Source organism: Pelosinus baikalensis, assembly GCF_020819555.1.
In the GTDB taxonomy this organism is placed as follows: Bacteria; Bacillota; Negativicutes; order DSM-13327; family DSM-13327; genus Pelosinus; species Pelosinus baikalensis.
This window is the reverse complement of sequence record NZ_JAJHJB010000039.1, coordinates 23,722-45,026: the sequence shown is the minus strand read 5'-3', so window position 1 is coordinate 45,026 and position 21,305 is coordinate 23,722. Positions and strand designations below refer to the sequence as shown.

22 protein-coding genes and 1 riboswitch are annotated in these 21,305 nt (G+C 38.9%); of the genes, 2 read left to right on the top strand and 20 right to left on the bottom strand.

The features are described 5' to 3' along the window. Positions 1 to 246: 246 nt before the first annotated feature. The 9 genes from LMF89_RS20545 to LMF89_RS20505 form a co-directional block, all read right to left on the bottom strand. Complete coding sequence (locus LMF89_RS20545) at positions 247 to 1,047, bottom strand: nitroreductase family protein (RefSeq protein WP_229536712.1); 801 nt, start codon at positions 1,045 to 1,047, stop codon at positions 247 to 249. Beyond that, complete coding sequence (locus LMF89_RS20540) at positions 1,034 to 1,696, bottom strand: flavodoxin family protein (RefSeq protein WP_229536711.1); 663 nt, start codon at positions 1,694 to 1,696, stop codon at positions 1,034 to 1,036. Before LMF89_RS20540 ends, LMF89_RS20545 begins: the two co-directional genes overlap by 14 nt. A gap of 374 nt (positions 1,697 to 2,070) precedes the next feature. Then, positions 2,071 to 3,138 (bottom strand): EFR1 family ferrodoxin, encoded by a 1,068-nt coding sequence (locus LMF89_RS20535; protein WP_229536710.1) that lies wholly within the window; start codon positions 3,136 to 3,138, stop codon positions 2,071 to 2,073. A 148-nt stretch (positions 3,139 to 3,286) separates the two neighbouring features. Then, positions 3,287 to 3,694 (bottom strand): DUF2000 domain-containing protein, encoded by a 408-nt coding sequence (locus LMF89_RS20530; protein WP_229536709.1) that lies wholly within the window; start codon positions 3,692 to 3,694, stop codon positions 3,287 to 3,289. Then, positions 3,672 to 4,634 (bottom strand): DMT family transporter, encoded by a 963-nt coding sequence (locus LMF89_RS20525; protein ID WP_229536708.1) that lies wholly within the window; start codon positions 4,632 to 4,634, stop codon positions 3,672 to 3,674. Before LMF89_RS20525 ends, LMF89_RS20530 begins: the two co-directional genes overlap by 23 nt. Before the next feature lie 91 nt (positions 4,635 to 4,725). Beyond that, the gene (locus tag LMF89_RS20520; protein WP_229536707.1) at positions 4,726 to 5,526 is read right to left on the bottom strand and encodes an AraC family transcriptional regulator; all 801 of its coding nucleotides are present in this window, start codon (positions 5,524 to 5,526) and stop codon (positions 4,726 to 4,728) included. A gap of 70 nt (positions 5,527 to 5,596) precedes the next feature. After that, positions 5,597 to 5,737 (bottom strand): hypothetical protein, encoded by a 141-nt coding sequence (locus tag LMF89_RS20515; protein ID WP_229536706.1) that lies wholly within the window; start codon positions 5,735 to 5,737, stop codon positions 5,597 to 5,599. After that, a complete protein-coding gene (locus tag LMF89_RS20510; RefSeq protein WP_229536705.1) occupies positions 5,734 to 5,955 on the bottom strand; it encodes a hypothetical protein in 222 nt (73 codons plus the stop codon). Before LMF89_RS20510 ends, LMF89_RS20515 begins: the two co-directional genes overlap by 4 nt. Before the next feature lie 181 nt (positions 5,956 to 6,136). Beyond that, a complete protein-coding gene (locus LMF89_RS20505; protein WP_229536704.1) occupies positions 6,137 to 6,688 on the bottom strand; it encodes a cyclase family protein in 552 nt (183 codons plus the stop codon). A gap of 309 nt (positions 6,689 to 6,997) precedes the next feature. Here LMF89_RS20505 and LMF89_RS20500 point away from each other — a divergent pair, with 309 nt between their 5' ends. Then, positions 6,998 to 7,762, top strand: coding sequence for a tRNA threonylcarbamoyladenosine dehydratase (locus LMF89_RS20500; protein WP_229536703.1), 765 nt, complete (start codon positions 6,998 to 7,000; stop codon positions 7,760 to 7,762). 201 nt (positions 7,763 to 7,963) lie between these two features. Here the strand turns inward: LMF89_RS20500 and LMF89_RS20495 are convergent, their stop codons facing one another. Genes LMF89_RS20495 through LMF89_RS20480 form a run of 4 tightly spaced genes read right to left on the bottom strand, consistent with a single transcriptional unit; the run spans position 7,964 to position 11,493 of the window. After that, positions 7,964 to 9,217, bottom strand: a complete 1,254-nt coding sequence (locus LMF89_RS20495; protein WP_229536702.1) for a 3-isopropylmalate dehydratase large subunit — start codon at positions 9,215 to 9,217, stop codon at positions 7,964 to 7,966. Between the two features lie 23 nt (positions 9,218 to 9,240). Then, the gene (locus LMF89_RS20490) at positions 9,241 to 9,735 is read right to left on the bottom strand and encodes a LeuD/DmdB family oxidoreductase small subunit (RefSeq protein ID WP_229536701.1); all 495 of its coding nucleotides are present in this window, start codon (positions 9,733 to 9,735) and stop codon (positions 9,241 to 9,243) included. Further along, positions 9,732 to 10,988, bottom strand: a complete 1,257-nt coding sequence (locus LMF89_RS20485; protein ID WP_229536700.1) for a 3-isopropylmalate dehydratase large subunit — start codon at positions 10,986 to 10,988, stop codon at positions 9,732 to 9,734. The genes LMF89_RS20490 and LMF89_RS20485 overlap by 4 nt, the downstream gene beginning before the upstream one ends. A 13-nt stretch (positions 10,989 to 11,001) precedes the next feature. Then, on the bottom strand, positions 11,002 to 11,493 hold the full coding sequence (locus LMF89_RS20480) for a 3-isopropylmalate dehydratase small subunit (protein ID WP_229536699.1): 492 nt from the start codon (positions 11,491 to 11,493) through the stop codon (positions 11,002 to 11,004). Positions 11,494 to 11,634: 141 nt separating this feature from the next. On the opposite strand from LMF89_RS20480, the gene LMF89_RS20475 reads away from it, so the two are divergent. Beyond that, complete coding sequence (locus LMF89_RS20475; RefSeq protein ID WP_229536698.1) at positions 11,635 to 12,522, top strand: LysR family transcriptional regulator; 888 nt, start codon at positions 11,635 to 11,637, stop codon at positions 12,520 to 12,522. 59 nt (positions 12,523 to 12,581) lie between these two features. Here LMF89_RS20475 and LMF89_RS20470 read toward each other — a convergent pair whose 3' ends face one another. The 7 genes from LMF89_RS20470 to LMF89_RS20440 form a co-directional block, all read right to left on the bottom strand. Beyond that, entirely contained in the window at positions 12,582 to 13,118 is a 537-nt protein-coding gene (locus tag LMF89_RS20470; protein ID WP_229536697.1) for a hydrolase, read from the bottom strand. 280 nt (positions 13,119 to 13,398) lie between these two features. Then, positions 13,399 to 13,701, bottom strand: coding sequence for a PfkB family carbohydrate kinase (locus tag LMF89_RS20465; protein WP_229536696.1), 303 nt, complete (start codon positions 13,699 to 13,701; stop codon positions 13,399 to 13,401). A 315-nt stretch (positions 13,702 to 14,016) separates the two neighbouring features. Continuing rightward, positions 14,017 to 14,198: riboswitch (cobalamin riboswitch) on the bottom strand. 138 nt (positions 14,199 to 14,336) lie between these two features. Next, entirely contained in the window at positions 14,337 to 15,536 is a 1,200-nt protein-coding gene (locus LMF89_RS20460; RefSeq protein ID WP_229536695.1) for an iron-containing alcohol dehydrogenase, read from the bottom strand. A gap of 161 nt (positions 15,537 to 15,697) precedes the next feature. Continuing rightward, positions 15,698 to 16,309 carry a YueI family protein gene (locus LMF89_RS20455; protein WP_229536694.1) on the bottom strand — a complete coding sequence of 204 codons (612 nt, stop codon included), beginning with the start codon at positions 16,307 to 16,309 and terminating at the stop codon, positions 15,698 to 15,700. Between the two features lie 279 nt (positions 16,310 to 16,588). Next, complete coding sequence (locus tag LMF89_RS20450; protein WP_229536693.1) at positions 16,589 to 17,992, bottom strand: hypothetical protein; 1,404 nt, start codon at positions 17,990 to 17,992, stop codon at positions 16,589 to 16,591. 199 nt (positions 17,993 to 18,191) lie between these two features. Then, positions 18,192 to 19,589 (bottom strand): amino acid permease, encoded by a 1,398-nt coding sequence (locus LMF89_RS20445; RefSeq protein ID WP_229536692.1) that lies wholly within the window; start codon positions 19,587 to 19,589, stop codon positions 18,192 to 18,194. 160 nt (positions 19,590 to 19,749) lie between these two features. Further along, entirely contained in the window at positions 19,750 to 21,129 is a 1,380-nt protein-coding gene (locus LMF89_RS20440) for a tyrosine phenol-lyase (RefSeq protein ID WP_229536691.1), read from the bottom strand. Between the last annotated feature and the right edge of the window lie 176 nt (positions 21,130 to 21,305).

Genomic DNA, 21,305 nt, shown 5'->3' with positions numbered 1-21,305 from the left:
AAATCTTCTAGGGGGCTAAAAAGGAACCACAAAGACGCAAAGGACACAAAGGATTTTTACGTTTTCTTGCGCACTCCTTTGTGTGCCGCAACAGCGGCATTGTGCCTTTGTGGTTCATAAAATTTCATTTTTTTCCCACTATAGAACTTATACCTTCTCTACTTATAATAAAACACTTCACAATCTAAAAAAATAGGTGAGTCTCTCAGTGTGCTCTGTGTTTAAACGTTCTCCGCAAAACTGTACCTACAACCAAGTAACATCTAAGGGGTTGCGATCTACCAGTCTTTGGTACTTATATTGTGGATAGCCAACCATGACGGTGCCGGTTATCTCTTTTCCTTCTGGTATGTTCAGCAAATCCAGTAAAGGTTTATAGCCTGAAAATGCACACATTTCAAACAGTCCAGCCCAGCAAGATCCGAGCCCCAAGGTCGTTGCATACAATTCCAGGTATGTTAAAGCGAAAACTGTATTCTCACGACCGCGGGAAAAATCTTTATTGGCAGTTGCCAAAATGATGTGGGGAGCCCCTCGAAAGATTGTATCTTTCTTATCCTCTCTATATGCTTTCACATGAAGAAGAAAACTCCAATGTACAGAAATTTGGCTCTCCATCCATTCAATTACTACTTCTATCAACTTCTCAATAAACTCTTTATTCTCTATAATTATATAAGATATACCCTGCCCATTACTGGCAGTCGGCGCAAAACGAGCGATTTCAACTAACTGCAATAATTGCTCGTGGGGCACAGATCTTTCTTTGTATTTACGAATGGATCGGCGGGATCTAAGAAATAATTGAGCCTCTTTTGCAGGTAACACTGGAAATTCTGCTAACGCAATTTGCTTGCTGAGAGGTGCTTTCTTATTATCTAGCGCTTGATGTGGACATACAGCTACACAATGTCCGCAGGCAATGCAGACCTCAGGAGCAATTGCTTCCGGACCATTTTTACTCATAGCTAAAACCCGAGTAGGACATACTTCAGTACAAATTCCACATCGGGTGCAGCGCTCTTGGTTAACTTCAATTAATCCCATCGGACTTGCCTCCTGCAAAACGGACCCCCATATCAAATGCCTTACTGCAATCTATGGGAAATACTTCTTCCCTTCGTTTCGCTTTTTCCACTGGATTAAATGAAGTTACCACATACTTGGAATAATCACTAAATTGATAGGTATCCATAACTAACAATGATTCTGAGCTCCCAAAGGTTCTAGCTAATGCCATTTCCGTATTCCGAAAATTATGCTCATATCCCATATCTTTCAGCCGCTTTTCATCCACATTCATTGTGTAAATGAAACCTGTTGGTATCTTCTTGGGGAAAAGGCTGGAGTAATTCTGATCATAGACTAGAAAAGGAAAGACGAATCTCTCTAGGAAAGATCTCATCTCACCAGTAGCTGCTCCTAGATAGACAGGCGAACCTAGAATAATGGCATCGGCTTCTTCCACTTTTTCTAAAACAGGCGTCAACTCATCTTGATAAGCACACTTCCCATAACTTTTACCGCCTTTTAATTTACATGCGAAACAGCTTATACAGCCTTTAAAGTTTAGGTCGTACAGATGGATAAGCTCTGTGTCTGCACCTTGAGATGCTGCCCCCTCTAGAGCATGCTTTAGTAGGATTTGTGTATTCCACCCTTTTCTTGGACTACCGTTCAATGCTAACACCTTCATAAAACTACCTCCATTTTGTATTTTCTTTACCTATACTTCTCCATTCCATTGTATATTATTTTCTTCAAAAAGATAGTATGCACTTTTTAGTCAGATACTACCCAAAAGGATACCTCAAAATGAATCTTGCTAGTAAGTAACGTTCTTTAAAAACATATAAAACAATCGAACCACAAAGACATTTTTTTCAGATTCTCATACTTCCTGGCTGACGCAAAAAAGACCTCGCCAATTCTTTTTCAAAAAGTGACGAAGCCTTTGGTTTTCCAATCAGCTTACTTCATTTATTATTGCTGTTATCGTACATCAATTCATTTATTGTGTCAACCGGCAACTTCACTATACACAAGATATCCTTGGTATATACCGATTAGTCATCTGTGATAAACCGAACGTTGATTGAAGTTCTTTACGCTTACATTGGGAGCATGATACCTGCGAAAATAGCGAGTATGGGTAAGCTTGCTAAAGATTATGCAAAAAAAGCGCCAGCCTAGAGCAGCATGCAGCAGCAGATATGCTAGAAAAACAGAAATTAAAATATAGATATATTGAATGATTCCATCCCAATTGATCGGCAGCCAAGAAAGAGGCCGGGTAACAAAATGACTTAGTATATAGGTTGAAATCGGTATTGTACCTATAAAATAGAACATAATTCCGATAATTGGACTTACTTCTACTGCTTCATAAGGGCAGTAATTCATACAAGCCATGCAACTGTCGCAGGAGTAAGTCCAGTAAGGACGCTTTCTTTTGGATCCGACCATTACAATTGCCTGTTTAGGACAGAAGTTAGCACATTGCTGGCAGCCTATACACTTGTCTGAGGCAAAGAACAATTTACTAAGTATTAACTGTGCCAGAATCAGATACATTACAGAAATAGGAGCTAGCCATAACCCTAACATTAAAGGGACAATACCATGAAAATATACTTGTCCATTTAAAATCACTTTAGCAAAATGCTTCACTTTTGGCTCTGCTGCTGAAATGATAAACTCTTTATTTTCTTTGCTTAATCCCCAATGGACTGCAGTCCAGTTGCTAGGCATATCTACACCTATAACACCTTTTACCCTATACCCTTTCAAAAATAATAGACAAGCCGTTAGATAACCAGCTGTTCCTTCCATTCCCGGAAGTGAAATTCCTTTGATCCTAGTGCCAGCTCGCGAAGGAAGAACCACAGCAGCCGTCCCCTTGCCCCTAGGAAGATATAAAATCTGTTTTAACAATAACCAAGGAGCTGTAAATCCATGAGTAGGAAATGTAAATACGCACAGCGTTCTACGATTTGGTTCAATAGAAAGTTTTGTCACTTTAATTTGCTGCACTTGCGTTTCTACACCGAGTGCAGCTGCTAACTCTACAAACCATGCAGCTACCTGATATGAATTTCCTGTACCAGTCATAAAAAATACAACTATTTTTTCAAACACGCACTTCACCTCGTGTAATGATTTTAGATATATACATAAAATCATTAATTCACATAGCTTTTATCACACTCATTCTATTTACCATTAAAATACAATAATCCTGCAATTTAATATATTTTTGCAGAATTACTATTGTATTTTAACAAAGCTATCTGAGAAGCCCTAAATACCCTGTAAGCTTATTCACCGTTCTTTTCGGACCATATATGCAGATTCCTAAATAGTCAATGGCTGCACTTTCAAGATTTGCTAATAATGCAACATATGCCTCATAGTCTAATGATCTCTGCGCTGCTTCACTAAAATCAATGACAGTAGTTTCTATGTGATCTTCCCTATATAAGCTATCGCGTATCGATTTAATTTGTGCTTTTGTGCCTGATAAAATCGGGATTGTTTTGGTAGTAATACCAGCATGCACGTTTCCATCTGAATCAAAGTGATCATGTCCTACAATTTCACTACATAGTTTACCCGCTGTGATTCCTAATACTGCCGCAGTATTGGCAATTAAGCCGATTGGCAATTCTTTATTAATAATCATTACAATTTTCACAATTCATATTTCTCCTTTGCATTACTATATCTATATTTACTACAACTATCGCTAAAATAGTTAGCAGCCCGCCTATCATTTGAATAGGAAAGACACTTTCCTTTAGGAAGTACTGTCCGCTTACCACTCCAATAACAGGTACTGCGCTCAAATAGATTGTGGTAATAGCAACATCCAGATGTTTCAAAACATACATATATAATAAATAACAAATAACCGAGCAGCCAATCGCCAAAAATAAGACATGCCAGAATGCCAGCAAAGAAAACAATCTCCATTCGCTATATTCTAAGATGGATAAAGGCACTAGACAGAGAGTACCAAAAATAGTTTGATAGGTTGTCATACATACACCTGAATATCTACCCTGCAATGATTTATTGATTAAGGTATAAAGTGCCCAAGATACCATGGCACAAATCATGAGTATATTGCCGAGGAAATGATTCGAGTTAAATTCAATCTTTCCATTGGCGGTTATTGACAAGTACGTTCCTATTAATGCGATACCAACTGCCATTAACTTTAATGGTGTTATCTTACTTTTAAAGAATAAGACATCCAAACTGATGGCAATAATCGGGACAATGGTTACAATAAGAGATGCATTCACGGCTGTCGATAATTGAACACCAATATTCTCAAAATAAAAGTAACACGTGATGCCTAATATACCGCCTGCTGCCATTTTAGGAAGATCTGTCTTAGATATCTTCGCATTGGGTTCTACTTTCTTTAATAGAATACTAAGAAGTAAAGAAGCAATGGCAAAACGTATCAGTGCCATGGTTGTTGGCGGAATTTCCGATACGGCTATTTTGATGCTGATAAAGGAAAGCCCCCATAATACAACAACTACAATCATAACTAGGTTAGCTAGTAACTGTTTTTGCTTATAAAAATGAATACTGTTTTTATACGATAAAATATTTTTCTGCATAGTGCCCTCCTGTTTTTAACATTGTAACAAACCAAACAGCAGGCGTATTGTAAAAAATTGATAGAATCCAATTGGATCCTATCAATTAAATTTATATTTTTTCGTACTTCTCTGGAGTAATCCCTGTATGGCTTTTAAAAACTTTATGGAAATGACTTTGGTCATAAAATCCTGCTTCTAATGCTACCTCAGTTATTTGCCTTTGCTTGCGAAGCTGTCTTTTTGCATAATTGATTCTTAATAAGGTTTGATACATATGGGGAGGTATGCCAAATTCATCTTTAAAGAGACGAATCAGATGAAATTTATTGATCCCTGAAACTCGCTCTAAGTCATCCAATGTAATTCTTTCACAAAAATTACTATGTAAATATTCTTTAATGACTTTTAATTTAGGAAGTTCTTGTTTGATTTTTATATTTTTTACTTGATCTAAATGGACGGCCATTTTATCAAAAAGAGCAATGATGCTGCCTTCTTTTTCTAGAGGACTTGCATCTTCCATTATATTTTCCATCATTTGGTTGGTCATTTTAAATATTTCCGGATCAGAAATCGCCTCAACAATTGGATTCCGGAAAAGAAATCTTTCTTTACTATCCATGAAACGATGTATCCATGCTGTATTGATAAATAGCATTTTATATTTCCATTGATCCTCTTGCTGTGGATTACAAGAATGTACTAAATTCGGAGGGATGAAAACAATCGTTTTCGGATTTACTTCTTCCCACTTACCTTCATACCAAAATGAGCTTGTTCCTTTATCTACAATACCTAATGAATATTCCTCATGAGCGTGCTTTCTATAGGAAAGCTGGCTGGTATCACATAGCTTTAATTCGAAATACGGCAACTGTTCATCACGGTAAAATTGTACTCCATTCATCATCCTGTCCTTTCCTTCCCTTCAAAGCCATCTACCTTTCTCTTTATCAATGCAACAGCGATGGTAGTTATGGTTATGCAGATGGCGATACTATAATAGGATAATGCACACCAATGGTATCATTCCCTATCCCCATTAGCATGTTGACAACCATTGCGATTAACGTACCGCACATTAACATCAAACCTTTGACTTTCTTATAGCCTACCTTCAAATACCACCAACATATTGAAACACTGCATAGACCAAAAAACCTGCTGTCAGGACATAGCCAATCTGCGTATTATTAATACCAAAATCATCTTTGAAAAAAGGTACAAAAATACCTTTAAAATTATCGCTCATGGCCACGATTACATACATGAGAACTAATAAGATAATAATAGGAGTATTGCTAAATTGTCCAGTTTGAAGGTCTTTCGTATTCTTCATAAATAGCTCCTTTATTGTACAATTGGTGGAGTCCATACTTAAATTGGAGTTTCCTATATTTTGCAAAGGATCTTATATTCCTCTATTTACTATAAAAACACAAACTCCTGCAAGATATCAATAGTCACCTTGTAGGAGTTTGAATTCACATCTTCTATTTTATCCATTACTTGCTGTCCAATTAAAACTCTGCTATGACTCTGCAGGATAAACCTGTTGAATCCAAAAGATTTAAAGGAAAACAATAGACCGTAAAGCTGTTGCTTTTTACCTTTTCATAAAGGGTATCGATGTTGCACAAATTCTCGATTACGAAAATATTATGATCTGCACAATGCTGATCTACTTCCCCATGTTTGGAAGCTTTCTGCAATCCTGGGGCATCTACCCCAATCAAGCTTACTTTTTTCTCAATTAGAAAATCAATGACTGAATCGGATAGTTCTGCACTTTTTATTTGATACTCTTTTGCTCCGTATCCATTTATCTTCAAATGATCTGTTTTAAATATTACAAAATCATTTTTTTCAATTTCAATATTGATATCCGTAATATTGACTTCTCTGTCTTTTATATTACTAATATCAATAATTTTACCCACTCTTTTAATATTTTCTAACAGAAACTCCTTATTCATAACATCACAATGAGTACCAAAATGTCCTAATTTTCTTGATGGATCATCTGTGATAAAATCAGATTTACTCATCTTAAGTGTCAAATCAATCAACATTACTTTCTACCTCCTGAATTTGCAGCGACAACTGAATGTCATATCTATTTAGTAACCAGTAATTCCTCCAAATATAAGGATAACGAGACATTTAATCATTGTGTATATTCCACACAAACACTCACATTTCCTTGTCAACATACCATAAAGAAGCTTTTTCTTTACAGATTTTTGCATTTAAATAAAAGTAGACTATATTTAGTTGAATTTTATAAGTATTTTTGATAAGATTTGGTTTGAGTTAAATAGTGGCTAAATCAAGGAATCAGCCAAGTTGGTTAAATATTGATATGGAAAAAGGGTGACAATATGTTACATCAGTTCTCTAGAACCGAATTATTAATCGGGGTAGAAGCCTTAGAAAATTTGAAACAAAGTAAAGTCGCTGTCTTCGGTATTGGCGGTGTAGGCTCCTATACCGTGGAAGGTTTAGTCCGTGCTGGTGTAGGTAAACTGGTATTGATTGATGATGACTGCGTGTGTCTTACAAATATTAACCGCCAATTGCTTGCGACTAGAAAAACCGTGGGTAAAGCGAAAGTCGAAGTAATGAAAGAACGAATCTTAGAGATTAACCCGGATGCAGAAGTTACGATCTTTCAAAAATTCTATATGCCAGACACTGCTGCTGAGTTAATCTTTGACGACTACGATTATATTGTAGACGCCATTGACACGGTAACGGGAAAAATTGATCTAATCGAAAAAGCCAAGGCTAAAAACATTCCTATTATCAGCTGCATGGGGGCAGGCAATAAGCTTGATCCTACGAAATTCGAAGTAGCCGATATTTATAAAACATCCGTATGTCCTTTGGCAAAAGTCATGCGTAAAGAACTTAAAAAACGCGGTGTGCATTCCTTAAAGGTAGTCTACTCCAAAGAATTGCCTGTAACCCCAATCGAAACAGAAGGCTCTAATTGTGCAACTGGTTGTATCTGCCCCTCTGGCACTACCCGTAAATGCACCATCCGCCGCCAAATTCCCGGCAGCATCTCTTTTGTACCATCTGTCGCCGGATTAATCATTGCCGGCGAAGTAGTAAAGGATATTGCTCTTAAAACAAAAAAATAGATTCGAACCACAAAGACGCAAAGGACACAAAGGGCTTATTTTTATAAATTATCGTTTGTGTTCTCTTAGTGTGCCGTATCAGCGGCATTGTGCCTTTGTGGTTCATATTTTTTTATATTTTCTCCATCTAAAAAACCTATATATTCTATTGTACCAAAAAAGCACTAACTGCCATTTTCGCAGCTAGTGCTTTTTTATGAATTATAAATACTTTCTTGGATCAGCAATCTTACCTTCTAAAGCCGCTGCAGCAACGGTTGCTGGAGAGGCGAGAAAAATTTCCGATTTCGGACTACCCATTCTGCCTAAAAAATTACGATTGTTAGTGGCAATTACCCGCTCCCCATCCGATACAATCCCACCGCTCCTGCCACAGCATAAACCACAAGCTGGCGGATTCATAATCGCCCCGGCTTCCACTAAGATTCCAATAATACCTGCCTTTGCAGCTTCTGCATAAATACTCCGGCTTGCAGGCGTAACAATTAATTTTGTAAAGGGAGCAATTTTGCGCCCTTTTAGAATCTTGGCAGCTACTTCTAAATCTTCAAACCTGCCATTGGTACAGGAACCGATAAAGCCTTGATCAATTTTTGTTCCTAACAGTGCTTCTACATCACTGATATTATCCACATTGGATGGACATGCAACCACAGGCTTAAAATTGGAGGCATCATAGTTAAATACTTTTTCGTAGCTGGCATCTGGATCACTCTTAAGATCTTGGAATTGACTACCCTCGACGCCGCTAAAAGCAAAAGTCTTCTCATCAGGCTCAATAACCCCAACCTTTGCTCCCGCTTCTACCGCCATATTGGAAAGAGTCATTCTGGAAGATATACTCAATCCTTTGATTGTAGAACCGCTAAATTCCAGCGCTTTATAAGTACCGCCATCAGCACCAATATCACCAAGGATCCTAAGAATTATATCTTTGGAATAAACGCCCTTAGGAAGCTCGCCATTAATATTAAACTTAAGAGTTGGCGGAACCTTAATCCACAATTGTCCCGTACCAAAAATCGCCGCCATCTCCGTATAGCCAATTCCTGTTGAGAAGGAACCAATGGCACCATAGGTCGTAGTATGGGAATCCGTACCAAAGACTACTTGACCGGGAACTACATAGCGTAACTCAGGCATTAATTGATGACAGACCCCATCTGCACGATGAACCGCCTTTATGTGCTGCTCCGCGGCAAAGGCATCTGCTATTTTATGATGGCGAAAATCTTCAATAAAACTAGTGGGGACTAAGTGATCATAGACAAATACAATTTTATCTGGATTCCAAACTTTTTCAAAACCCATCTCTCTAAATTTCTCAACAACAAAGGGAGCAAAGATATCATGAACCATAACCTTATCCACATTCACATTGAGCAATTCTCCGGCTGTAACGGAACTTCTTTTCGTATTTCTCATGATTATTTTTTCAGTTAGCGTATAACCCATACTGCACTTCCTTTCCAGCAATACTATTTGCCATTGCGCTTTCTCATAAAAGGAACTAATCCTCCCGCTTCTACCATCTGCAATAAATCCGTTGGAATGGATGCCACCTCAAAGGATTTTTCCCCTAGCAGAACTTGGCTGCTCTCTAAATGAACAGAGACATGATCCCCTTCACTGCAACAATCATACAGTTCATTATTTTCGAGCAGCAATAAACCATTATTAAATGCATTGCGGTAAAAAATCCTGGCATAGGACTTGGCAATAATGCAGCCTATCTTCAAAGCCGCCAATATCTCAGGAGCCTGCTCCCGAGACGAGCCGCAGCCAAAATTTTTACCTGCTACAATTATATCTCCTGGCTGGATTTGCGCTGCCAACTCCGGTCTTAGCGGGTTAAATGCATATTTTTTCATGTCTTCTACGGTCTTTAGGGCAAGAAACTGCGTCGGAATAATAATATCCGTATCTATATCATCCCCAAGTTTCCACACTCGTCCTTTGAAAGCTTCTTTCATACCACAAACCCCCTAGGATCGGTTATTTTTCCTGTAAGGGCAGAAGCGGCTACCGTTGCCGCAGAAGCAAGATACACACTCGAGTTTGGATGACCTGCTCTACCCTTGAAGTTTCTTGTCCCAGTCGAGATCAGGGTTTCACCTTCACCAATTACGCCCTGGCAGCTTCCCCAGCAAACACTGCAATTGGGATTCAGCACCATGGCGCCGCTTTCTACAAAGATATCAATCAATCCCTCTGCTAACGCCTCTAAAAATACTGCCTTTGAAGCAGGTGAAATCAGCAGTTTAACATAAGGATCAATTTTCTTTCCCTGCAAAATTTGCGCTGCAGCACGTAATTCCTCGATCCTGCCATTATTACAGGAACCGATAAAGCCCTGATCGATTTTTACTTCCCCAATCTGGGTTACGCCAACTACATCATCGACACAATGAGGGATGGCAATCATCGGTTCCAATTCATCAAGGTTATATTGATAAGTTTTTTCATACACTGCATCTTCATCACTTGTAAATAGATTCATGTCATGACGTCCTCTGGCTTCAACATAGTCAATCGCAATTTGATCCGGCTCAACAAGACCTGTTTTTGCCCCTGCTTCTACTGCCATATTACACAGCACAACCCGATCATCGACAGTAAATTTCTTCACTGCAGGACCGCCAAATTCCATAATTCTATAATTTGCTCCATTAGCCCCAATATCACCAATGATCTTCAAAATCAGATCCCTGGCATATACTCCTGCTTTGAAGCTGCCCTCAATTTCAAATTTCAATGTTTCCGGAACCATCAGCCAAATTTCGCCTGTATTCATGACGGAAGTAAAATCCGTACAGCCTACCCCTGTGCCAAAGGCACCCAGACCACCGTAAGAACAGGTATGAGAATCAGCAGCAATAACCAGCTGCCCTGGTACAACGAAATCTTCTATCATAATTTGATGACAGACTCCTGTGCCTTCATAAAAGGGAATATCATGTTTTTGCGCAAATATTCGCATTTTTTTGTGTACCTGAGCCGTCTTTGCACTCTCTGAAGGCACATTATGGTCTACAATAAAAATCACTTTTTTAGGATTAAACACCTTTTCTGCTTTCAGCTGATTTTCAAATATATCAATATTCAAATGGGTTGTACCATCATTACTCATACATAAGTCAACTTTTGCTGTAATGATCTCTCCTGGTTTCACAAGATCCTTACCGCTGGCTCTGGCCAAGATTTTCTCTCCCATTGTCATTCCCATTATTGTACCCCCTTTACTTTTTATTTAAGAAACCAATTAAACCGCCTGCTTCTAAAATATTCATTACATGTGCAGGAAGTTTTGTAGATGTAAAATTCCTATCCTCTGTAACATTCTTAATCGTACCTTTTAGAACATCAATTTCCAATGTATCTTTTTGTTCTACAGCATCATACACCTCTTTGCAAATCACAACCGGCAACCCAATATTGATTGCATTTCTAAAGAAGATTCTGGCAAAGGATTTCGCTACTACTGCGCTGATACCCAGAGCTTTTAATACTAAAGGAGCTTGCTCTCGGGACGAACCGGAACCAAAGTTTTCACCCCCTACAATAATGTCACCTGGACACACGGTAGAAGCAAAGTTTTCATCCAAAGGCTCAAACGTATACTGCTTCATTTCCTCAACATTAGGCAGCAGCAAATACTGAGATGGAATGATTTGATCCGTATCCACATCATTCCCAAACTTCCATACTTTCCCTGTGATCACGTTTATCATCTCTCTTTCCAGAATTCTATTAGAGTCTCTTTACTATGGTTGCGTATTTATTGAAACACGCTCTATCATTATATTATAAAATTTAATATGATATAATAATAATACATATTAATTATACTTACTATAATGAGGAGTTATATCATGCGTGAAGATTTAGAGCTTTATAAAATTTTTCATACGGTAGCCTTCTACAAAAATATTTCTCACGCGGCAGAATCCTTATATATAAGCCAGCCAGCCGTAAGTAAATCCATCAAAAAACTAGAAACCCTCTTAGATGTCAAATTATTTTCCCGAGGCTCCAAAGGAGTTACTCTTACTGCCGAAGGGAAAATCTTCTATGAATATATTCAAAAAGCACTTCATATCATTGCTGATGGAGAAAACGTATTAACCGAACTTAAGAGCAAAAAGCAAGGTATGATTACCATTGGTGTCAGCACCGTATTATGCAAATACTTTCTTTTATCACATCTGAAGCCGTTTATGAAACAATATCCTGAAATAAAAATAAAGATCATTAATAACACAACCTTTGATACCCTAAAAAATATTGATCAAGGAATGATTGATTTCGGTATTGTCAGCCGCCCCTTTAACATCAGTCCTTATACCTTTGTTAAATTAGCAGATATCCAGGATATTTTTGTTGCAGAGAAGGAGTATTTAGACTCATTGCAAATCGTAGAACCTAATGATATCTTTTCCAAAGGTATCTTTATGCTCCTAGAGTCAGATAATATAACAAGACAATATATAGATCAATTCTTATTGGAAAATAATATCTTTATCAAACCAGAAGTCGAAATCAATACAATGGATTTTCTCATTGAATTTGCCAAAATCGGGCTGGGTATTACCGTTGTCATTCGAAACTTTGTTAAGAAAGATCTCGCAGAAGGAACCCTCATTGAAATCCCAGTATCACCGCCCATGCCCACAAGAACCGTCGGTATTATCTATGATAAGAAAAAAACCTTATCCATCGCCACACAAACCTTTTTGTCTTATCTACAGTCTCACGTTTAAATAAAAAAATGCCTATTTCCTCAGAATACTGGGAAATAGGCATTTTCTTTCATGATTTATTACTTTACTAGTCGCGAAATCGTCCTAAATGCATCAGAGCCAGCTTGATAACAAAGCTCAAATAGAACGGATTCTACGGTGGTAAGAATGGCCCCTTCATATTTCATTCTTTCCAATGCGATTTCATAATCACTTCTGGTACGGGAACCTATTGCATCTGCCACCACAATCGGCTGAAAACCAAACTCTTTCAAATCAATTACCGTTTGCAGTACACAAATATGAGCTTCAATCCCTGCAATGATAACATTTTTACTGTCCCGCTCATGAAGTTCCTTGACTAACGCCTCATTGCCGCAACAACTAAATGTCGTTTTGTCATGGTATTCTGAAAAATATGGACGCAATTGTTCAATGGTATTTCCCAATCCTTTTGGATATTGCTGAGCAGCCATGATCGGAACCTCTAATGCTTTTAATCCTTCTATAAGAGTCATTATTTTTTTAGCTATAATCTCACCGCCAACAATATAAGGAAACAGTTTTTCTTGCACATCCACCATCAAAAATTGAGAATTTTCTTTTTCCAAGCGCATATATTTCCCCCTCTTCTTTATTAAAATGATAGAAGACTATCATAATGCTGCAACAAAATCTTATTCTCCTATTTAGCTATTATTTGAAGAAACTCCTTCATTATACTTTATGTTTTTCGCAGCATAAATTTTTTCAAGAAGATATGCAGCAGAATCCAAGAAAGCCCTACAGATGAATTAACAGCTGGAGGGCTCTAAGCATGCGCGTCGTTTCAGATATTCCCACATACATAATCTATACAGTTTATTATCTTGCCTTTTTTTAATTTATTTAAAGCATTTACATCAATTTATGAACTTTTACTTTTTTTATTAAATCTTCTACTTCAACCTTATTTATTATTCCTGCTCCATGATGCAAAGCATTAGATGCAGCAGTAGCCGTAGCTAATTTGATCATGTCCGTTATTCTCATTCCCCTTGCTATCCCTATGGCAAATCCAGCAACAAGAGCATCACCACAGCCAACAGAATTAATTGCCTCTACAATAGGTGGAGACACTTTAAAAATTTCTCCATTATGACCTACTAACGCTCCCTGTGAGCCCATTGATAAAACAAATAACTGAATACCGTCATGCAAATATTGTTGACCTGATCTTTCTTATACGATAAAAAAAAGTTCCGTTTTCACGGAACTTAGCTGTCCTTCCCAAAACAACTCACAACATAGCAAAGGATAATGAAAGTTTGGATCATATGTTAGCTATTCCGTAACCAGATACGAAACAGTCACATAACAAGTAAAAAATCTCCCGACCACTGCTGGTCGGGAGAAACAATTAAGAGCATCATAGCAATACTTATAGAAAATCCTAGCGAAAAATTGCGCTAGGATATAAGTACAATACAACATTTGCTGTGCACTTAATCCCCTCCCCATCTCTCGTGGGTAAAAACGGTGATTGTCAAATAGGCAGTTCTCCTGGCTCTGGATCATTGTTTACCCAAACCTTCCCAAGACAGTTGTCTCAGTGGTATACCTTGGGTTCACTCCTCATTACAGTGGCGGGACCGCGCCGGCATTAGACCGGACTTCCCTATTAAGCCCCTTGGGGCACCTATCTCAACGTATGGAATTTTATAACATTCATATTGGTAACTACTTACATAGTAACACTTTATTTTACTATGCACAAGTCTATAAATTTTATTTATTACATTTTGGAATCGATAGGATGCAAATTTACCATAATGAAAGTTTCTATTTCAATTTGCTTATAACGAATCCAGATAAATGGCAGCAACCGTTTCCCGACTTGCTTCAATTGGCGCCATACTTAAAAGCAGTTCCAAACTAGGAGTTTTAAAAGCAAGGTCTGTCAATCGGGCTACATCACTGTCAACAAAGCCTTCTTCTCGTAAGCTTTGCTTCATGCCATGTTTCTTAAGCCACTGTTTTAAACCAATATATACTGCCTCTGCTTCCGTTGCTTCCCCTTTTAAACCAGGCACAATTGGTGCCAAGATATCCGCCAAAATGGCGGCTTTAGCCGGATAGATATGTTTTACTACTGCAGGCAATAATACTGACAAGCCCGACCCATGAGGCAAATCAGCTTTGATACCGCTAAGAGGATGCTCCATGGCATGGGTAAAGTGCAGCAATCCATTGTCAAAAGAAGCCCCTGCAATCATCGAAGCGTATAATAAATAATAGCGAGCTTCCAAATTCTTTGGATCTTCTTGTGCCAATGGCAAGTAACGGGTAACAAGTGAGATTACTTCGCGAGCCAACGTTACAGCATATATATTCCCCAGCTTCGTGGTAGCTGCTTCAATGGCATGATTGACAGCATCAATGGATACATAAGCAGTCTGTTCTGGCGGCAAAGTAGTCATAAGTGCCGGATCATCAATAGAATATAGAGGATACAAGCATTCATAGGCAAGGACTGGCTTATACTCTTTCTCCGGTATACTGACAACAGCAAAGCGATTGGCTTCCGTTCCAGTTCCATGCGTCAAATTAATGGCAATAATCGGTACTGCCTTTTCTGGCAAAAAAGTATATTCATATAACTCTCGTGCAGTTTTACCTGGATTGGCTACTAAAGCAGCCACACTCTTTCCTGCGTCAATGGGGCTGCCGCCACCAATGGCGATAACAGCTTGTGCTCCAAATTCCAGTGCTGCATTTGCCGCTTCATCAACTTGATCAACGGTTGGATTGGATGTGACTTTACTATACAACATTGGCAGGATATTGACGGCATCCAATGCTTTTTTCACATGCTCCCAAGCACCAGATTTGATGTGAGATCCCCTGCCAGTAACCACGACCACCTTACTAATTCCTTTTTCAGATAAAGTTTTTGCAATGTCGGTCATTTTAGTAATGGCGCCAATACCAAAATATACGGTTGTTTTAGTACGGATTTCAACAATTTGTGCTAAATCAATTTCTTTCCCCCACATGTACATCCCCGCCTTTTCTGATTTTTCAGTTTATGTATATTGCTAGTATATCGTACCCTTAATGCAAAAACAATCCTTTTTTGTGAAAAAAGTAACGGATTTAATAGAAATAAAACTCTCCGCCAAAATCGCGAATAGCTATATTTCTATAGTTACTTATTTTATTTATGCCCTGGGCAGATGTCACCAGTTAAGCGGTCTATCCATGTCAACTGCCGGTAATTAATCGTTTCATTTTCATCTGCTTCGGCGATCTGCTCCATACAATCCTTACATATTTTTTGCCCAGCTGCTGCAATGATTGCTGGCGGTATTCCCAAACGACTTAATCGGCTGCTCCTGTCTTCCACTTCAATATCCTGTATATCTACAGCCTCATCACTGATCACGATGAGTCCTGTATCGCCCCGGAAACTAGGATCACTACGCACAGAACTTATTTTCTTGCAACGCACTGCCAAGGATTTATATTTTTCAATAACCCGATAGTCTATGTTTCCGTTGATGATCAGCTTGTCCGCTCTTGGGTCCTTAAGAGCCTGAAGGATTTCTGAATAAATCCCTTTTTCTCGTACTTGCTCTGTGGTTAATTTCTTTATGATTCGTTCTCTAAATTCCCCCAAATACTGTACCTTTTCATCATATTTTAATTCAGGTGCTCCATGCAGCCCCACTAATAAGGCCTGCTCAACTTTATCTTTTTGCACCATTCTGCTAATATCTTTTGAATGGTCTTGGCTATCGATAACAATCCCTCCTAACGCTACTGACATAATGCTATAGAAAACTATATCATATTTTTGTATTCAATTCCAATTTTAGAAGAGCTGCAAAAAAAAATGCTGCACATCCTTAAAACATAAATGAACCACAGAGGCGCAGAGAACACTGAGAATAGATATAATTAGGGTTAAAAACCTCTGTGTCCTTTGCGTTCAACGTTCCCTCTAAACAAGAAACAAAGGACTTATTTATATCTTTTTGTGTTCTCCTTTGTGTGCCGCGAGCGGCGGCATTGTGCCTTTGTGGTTCGTAGAGAAAAACCTTTAAAATCAAATTAAGAAGATGGCAACGATTGTTGTTACAAAGAGGCCAATCATTACTGGCAGCAAATTACGCCGTGCTAATTCGAAAGGACTCACATTACAAATGGCCGCAGCGGCGATTACACTCCAAGGAATTAAAGTGCCCCCGCCAGTAAAAACTGCAGCAATTTGCCCTAATGCAGTCAGAGTTCCTATACCTGAACCAATCGAAACGGAAAAAAGCTTCGCTAGAGACCCAACGAGGGATATACCTGAAAATCCAGAGCCATCGAGACCTGTTATAATCCCCACAATCATGATCGTAAATGCCCCAATTGTCGGACTGATGGAAACCATTTGAGCCATAGCTAAACCTAAATCATTGACTAATCCTTGTGATCCTAAAGGCAGAATCTTGCCAAATATAGAAATAAAGCCACTATCACCCAAGTAGAAAAATGCAGCGATGGGAATAATCGGCCCAAATACCGTGATGCCAAACTTCAATCCCTCTAGCAAATAGAAAGTCGTTTTTTCAATGCCATTATTGCGATGAGCTACAAGAGATATGATAATCATAATGAATATAGAGGTTCCGCCAATCAAAGCCGTTGCATCTGATCCTCGTAAATTAAAAGCATATAGTGCGGCCACATCCAAGCCAAAGAGGATCGGCACCATAGCTGCAATCCATCCTTTAGTTTTAGCAGAAAGGGAAGTATGAATAAGCAGATCTTCTTGCTCATTAGGATCACTTACTACAACCGTTTCATTTTCTACCGTTAACTTCCCAAGAGCCATATCTCTTTTTAATAACCAATAAGCAGCACTTACCGTTACCACTCCCATTACAATCAATAAGGGGATACTTGCACTTACTACCTCCTGGACTGGAATACCTGCGGCTGCAGCTGTCAATTTCGGTGCGCCTTGAATCACCAAATCCCCGGATAGAGCAATTCCATGTCCAAACAAGTTCATAGCAACTGCAACCCCCATAGCTGGTAAGCCTACCCGACGACTGACTGGCAGCAATACAGCACCCATAAGTGCTGCTGCTGGTGAAGGCCAAAAAAAGAAGGAAATGATCATCATGAACAATCCAATGAGCCAATATGCCATACCAGGAGTGCGAATGATCCTTGCAAAAGGCTCTACCATAATTTCGTTGACCCCTGCATGAAGCAGGGCTTTACTCATAGCTACGATGAGAGAAATAATCAAAATCGTACCTGACAGTTCATTGATTGCATAAACAAAGCTATTAAATATCCCAATAACAGCTTGATTCAATGTTCCTGTTGCCACATAGCCCATTAAGAATATCCCAATAATGCAGATTAGACTTGTATCTCTGCGCATTGTCATGGTAAGGATTATCAAAAGAATAAAACTAGTGAAAATCCAATGTAAAGAAGTCAGTTCAAACATTAAACTTCCCCCTCTAAATTCAGTACTATGACAGTGTATGCAAATGATAGGAAAAGAGCTACTAAAAGACTGCTACAAAACATAAAGCTCAGTTCTGCCTATCGCAAAACTGAGCTTATAAATATTGATTGATTAATTTATTATCTACATTGAAAAATACTACATAACAGCTTACAAGCAAACTATAAAATCACTCTACTTACTTTTGATTTGGTTTGTTATTCTCATGTAAGTTACTATGAGAATAACCATACATCCCATAAATGACTAAACCAATCGCACTCCAGATAAAGAACCGAATCCAAGTTGCAAAGGCCAAATTATACATGATATAAAAACAACAAAGTACTGCTAATGTAACAACAATATTTACTGCGGGACAGCGGAATGGACGTTCCATATCCGGCTTGGTTTTACGAAGAACAACGACTCCAATCGTGGCTATGACAAAGGCAAACAACGTACCAATGCTACACATCTCAGCAACAATGCCAATCGGGGTGAAACCGCTGATGAGGGCAACACCAACACCCACTATGATGGTAATTACATGAGGAGTCCGATATTTCTCATGAATTTTTCCAAGAACCGATGGGATGAGTCCATCCCGAGACATGGTGAAAAATACCCTGGTTTGTGCATACATCATAACTAATAATACCGTAGAAAGTCCGCAGATTGCCCCCGTTCCAACTAATGCCGAACCAAAATTATAACCAAGAGCTCGCAGAACATAAGCTACCGGTTCTGCATTATTTAATTGATAATAGGGCACGACTCCTGTCATAACGGCAGCTACAGCAATGTATAAAACAGTACATACGGCTAAGGATCCTATAATCCCAATAGGCATATCCCGCTTAGGATTACGGGTTTCTTCGGCAGCAGTAGCAATCGAATCAACACCAAGATAGGCAAAGAATATAACTGCCGCTCCAGCAGAAACACCAGCAAAACCAAAAGGCATAAACGGCGTCCAATTCACAACATCCACCTTGGGGCCAGCCATTAGCAAAAATATAAAAATCGCACCCAGTTTTATAGCCACCAATACCCGATTTACTGTCACACTTTCTTTGACGCCAAGCACTAATAAAAACGTCATAAACAACGTGACTAAAACGGCGGGCAAATTGACAATACCTCCATCTGCCGGAACCGCTGTTAATGCCAAGGGTATATCAATTCCCCCTGATTTGAGCAGCCCAACGGTATAAGCGGACCACCCACCCGCAACGGCACTGGCTCCTACAGAATACTCCAATACCAGATTCCAGCCAACCAGCCAGGCAATTCCTTCACCTAAAGCCATATAGGTGTAAGTATAGGCACTGCCAGCAATTGGAACCATGGAAGCAAGTTCTGCATAGGCAAGACATACAAAGGCACAAGTAATACCCGATATAACAAAGGATAGCATAATACCAGGTCCAGCATATTTAGCAGCTGCTACACCAGTTAAAACAAAAATCCCTGTACCAATAATTACGCCGATCCCAATTAATATAATATCTACGGCTCCCATAGTCTTTTTAAGAGAATGTGTCTTGGCTTCGTGTTCCATTATCGTAATGCTTTTCGTGCGAAAAATATCCATTGGTCATCCTCCTACTAAAATAAAATTCTTCCAAGAGGTATTACTTCCAGTTTTATTGATACTTTCCTGCATTTCTTTTTCATCCTAAAATTAGCTCTATTTGGAAAAGTAATACTTTTTCAAATAGAGCTATGAAAAGGACTCAATTAATTTCTATTCATTATGCAAAGGGTTTAAAACGAGCAGTAAAGAAACGTAATACCGGTGGTTCATAAATCATCTCTAATCCAGCAATTTGATTACGATTTTGATAAAGTTCAATTACGGAATCCGCGACTACATCCATATGAGCGTAGCTATACACACGGCGAGGAATGGTTAAGCGCACGAGCTCTAATTTCGGATAGTAGTGATTCCCTGTTTTAGCATCCCGCCCTGCTGATATAATCCCTCGTTCCATAGAGCGTACTCCCGAAAGAATGTAAAGCTGAGCAGCCAATGCTTGAGCAGGAAATTGATCCTGAGGAATATGGGGCAAAAATCGCTTCGCGTCAAGGAATACTGCATGACCGCCAATTGGCTTTACAATGGGTACGCCAGCCTGATCTAATTTCTCACCTAAATAGCGAACTTGTTCTACACGGTGTTTAATATAGTAATAATCGATGGATTCCCGTATACCACGAGCCATTGCTTCCATATCCCGACCAGCCAGACCGCCATAACTGGGCATTCCTTCGAATAGTACAACCAGCTGCGTGGCTTTTTGAAATAGGTCTTCATCATTTAGCGCCAAGAATCCGCCAATGTTTACTAGGCAGTCTTTTTTACCGCTCATGGTAGCGCCATCACCATAGTTGAACATTTCTTTTACAATTTCTCCGATGGATTTATCTTTATACGCTTCTTCTCTTTCTTTAATAAAGTACGAATTTTCGATACAGCGAGTAGCGTCAAACATAATTTTTATGCCATGTTTTTTGGTAAGCTCTCGTACTGCACGAATGTTTTCCATACTGACTGGCTGACCGCCTGCTAAATTTACCGTTACCGCTACGCAGATATAGGGAATCTTGTCACCGCCTACCCGATCGATTAGATCTTGCAGTTTCTTCAGATCCACATTGCCCTTGAAAGGATCTTCATTCTGCGAATCATGAGCTGCATCGACAATCACATCCACAAAGGTAGCACCATTTAATTCTTGATGAGCACGAGTAGTGGTAAAATACATATTTCCAGGAACATAGTCACCAGGCTTAATTGCTATTTGCGATAAAATATTTTCTGCACCCCGCCCTTGGTGAGTAGGTACCACATATTTAAAACCATACACTTCACGAACTGTTTTTTCTAATTCAAAGAAATTAACACTGCCGGCATAGGCTTCATCTCCAAGCATCATGCCAGCCCATTGATTGTCACTCATTGCATTGGTGCCGCTGTCAGTCAATAAATCAATATAACATTCCTTGGAATTTAATAAGAATGTATTATACCCGGCACGTTCAATTGCCGCTTCTCGTTCTTTTCGAGTCGTCATTCGAATGGTTTCCACCATCTTGGTCTTGTACGGTTCTGCCATAAATTTACGCTCCATAATCCAATCATCCCCCTTGAAATCATTTCATTTTTTTAGTGACTGCATCTTTGCTCTTTCTTACTCTAAAATAGCGGTAAGCCCACTATAGTTAAATGCAAAAAGTGTGCCAAGTCTTCAAGTACGATTGTACTTAGATTGGACACTCAAGATTCTATGATTTGGCAATCTTTTAT

Excerpts from the sequence above, each read along its gene's own strand:
- LMF89_RS20545 (WP_229536712.1), bottom strand. The coding sequence starts at position 1,047 with ATGGGATTAATTGAAGTTAACCAAGAGCGCTGCACCCGATGTGGAATT.
- LMF89_RS20540 (WP_229536711.1), bottom strand. The coding sequence starts at position 1,696 with ATGAAGGTGTTAGCATTGAACGGTAGTCCAAGAAAAGGGTGGAATACA.
- LMF89_RS20525 (WP_229536708.1), bottom strand. The coding sequence starts at position 4,634 with ATGCAGAAAAATATTTTATCGTATAAAAACAGTATTCATTTTTATAAG.
- LMF89_RS20520 (WP_229536707.1), bottom strand. The coding sequence starts at position 5,526 with ATGATGAATGGAGTACAATTTTACCGTGATGAACAGTTGCCGTATTTC.
- LMF89_RS20510 (WP_229536705.1), bottom strand. The coding sequence starts at position 5,955 with ATGAAGAATACGAAAGACCTTCAAACTGGACAATTTAGCAATACTCCT.
- LMF89_RS20505 (WP_229536704.1), bottom strand. The coding sequence starts at position 6,688 with ATGTTGATTGATTTGACACTTAAGATGAGTAAATCTGATTTTATCACA.
- LMF89_RS20500 (WP_229536703.1), top strand. The coding sequence starts at position 6,998 with ATGTTACATCAGTTCTCTAGAACCGAATTATTAATCGGGGTAGAAGCC.
- LMF89_RS20495 (WP_229536702.1), bottom strand. The coding sequence starts at position 9,217 with ATGGGTTATACGCTAACTGAAAAAATAATCATGAGAAATACGAAAAGA.
- LMF89_RS20490 (WP_229536701.1), bottom strand. The coding sequence starts at position 9,735 with ATGAAAGAAGCTTTCAAAGGACGAGTGTGGAAACTTGGGGATGATATA.
- LMF89_RS20485 (WP_229536700.1), bottom strand. The coding sequence starts at position 10,988 with ATGGGAATGACAATGGGAGAGAAAATCTTGGCCAGAGCCAGCGGTAAG.
- LMF89_RS20480 (WP_229536699.1), bottom strand. The coding sequence starts at position 11,493 with ATGATAAACGTGATCACAGGGAAAGTATGGAAGTTTGGGAATGATGTG.
- LMF89_RS20475 (WP_229536698.1), top strand. The coding sequence starts at position 11,635 with ATGCGTGAAGATTTAGAGCTTTATAAAATTTTTCATACGGTAGCCTTC.
- LMF89_RS20470 (WP_229536697.1), bottom strand. The coding sequence starts at position 13,118 with ATGCGCTTGGAAAAAGAAAATTCTCAATTTTTGATGGTGGATGTGCAA.
- LMF89_RS20460 (WP_229536695.1), bottom strand. The coding sequence starts at position 15,536 with ATGTGGGGGAAAGAAATTGATTTAGCACAAATTGTTGAAATCCGTACT.
- LMF89_RS20455 (WP_229536694.1), bottom strand. The coding sequence starts at position 16,309 with ATGTCAGTAGCGTTAGGAGGGATTGTTATCGATAGCCAAGACCATTCA.
- LMF89_RS20450 (WP_229536693.1), bottom strand. The coding sequence starts at position 17,992 with ATGTTTGAACTGACTTCTTTACATTGGATTTTCACTAGTTTTATTCTT.
- LMF89_RS20445 (WP_229536692.1), bottom strand. The coding sequence starts at position 19,589 with ATGGATATTTTTCGCACGAAAAGCATTACGATAATGGAACACGAAGCC.
- LMF89_RS20440 (WP_229536691.1), bottom strand. The coding sequence starts at position 21,129 with ATGGAGCGTAAATTTATGGCAGAACCGTACAAGACCAAGATGGTGGAA.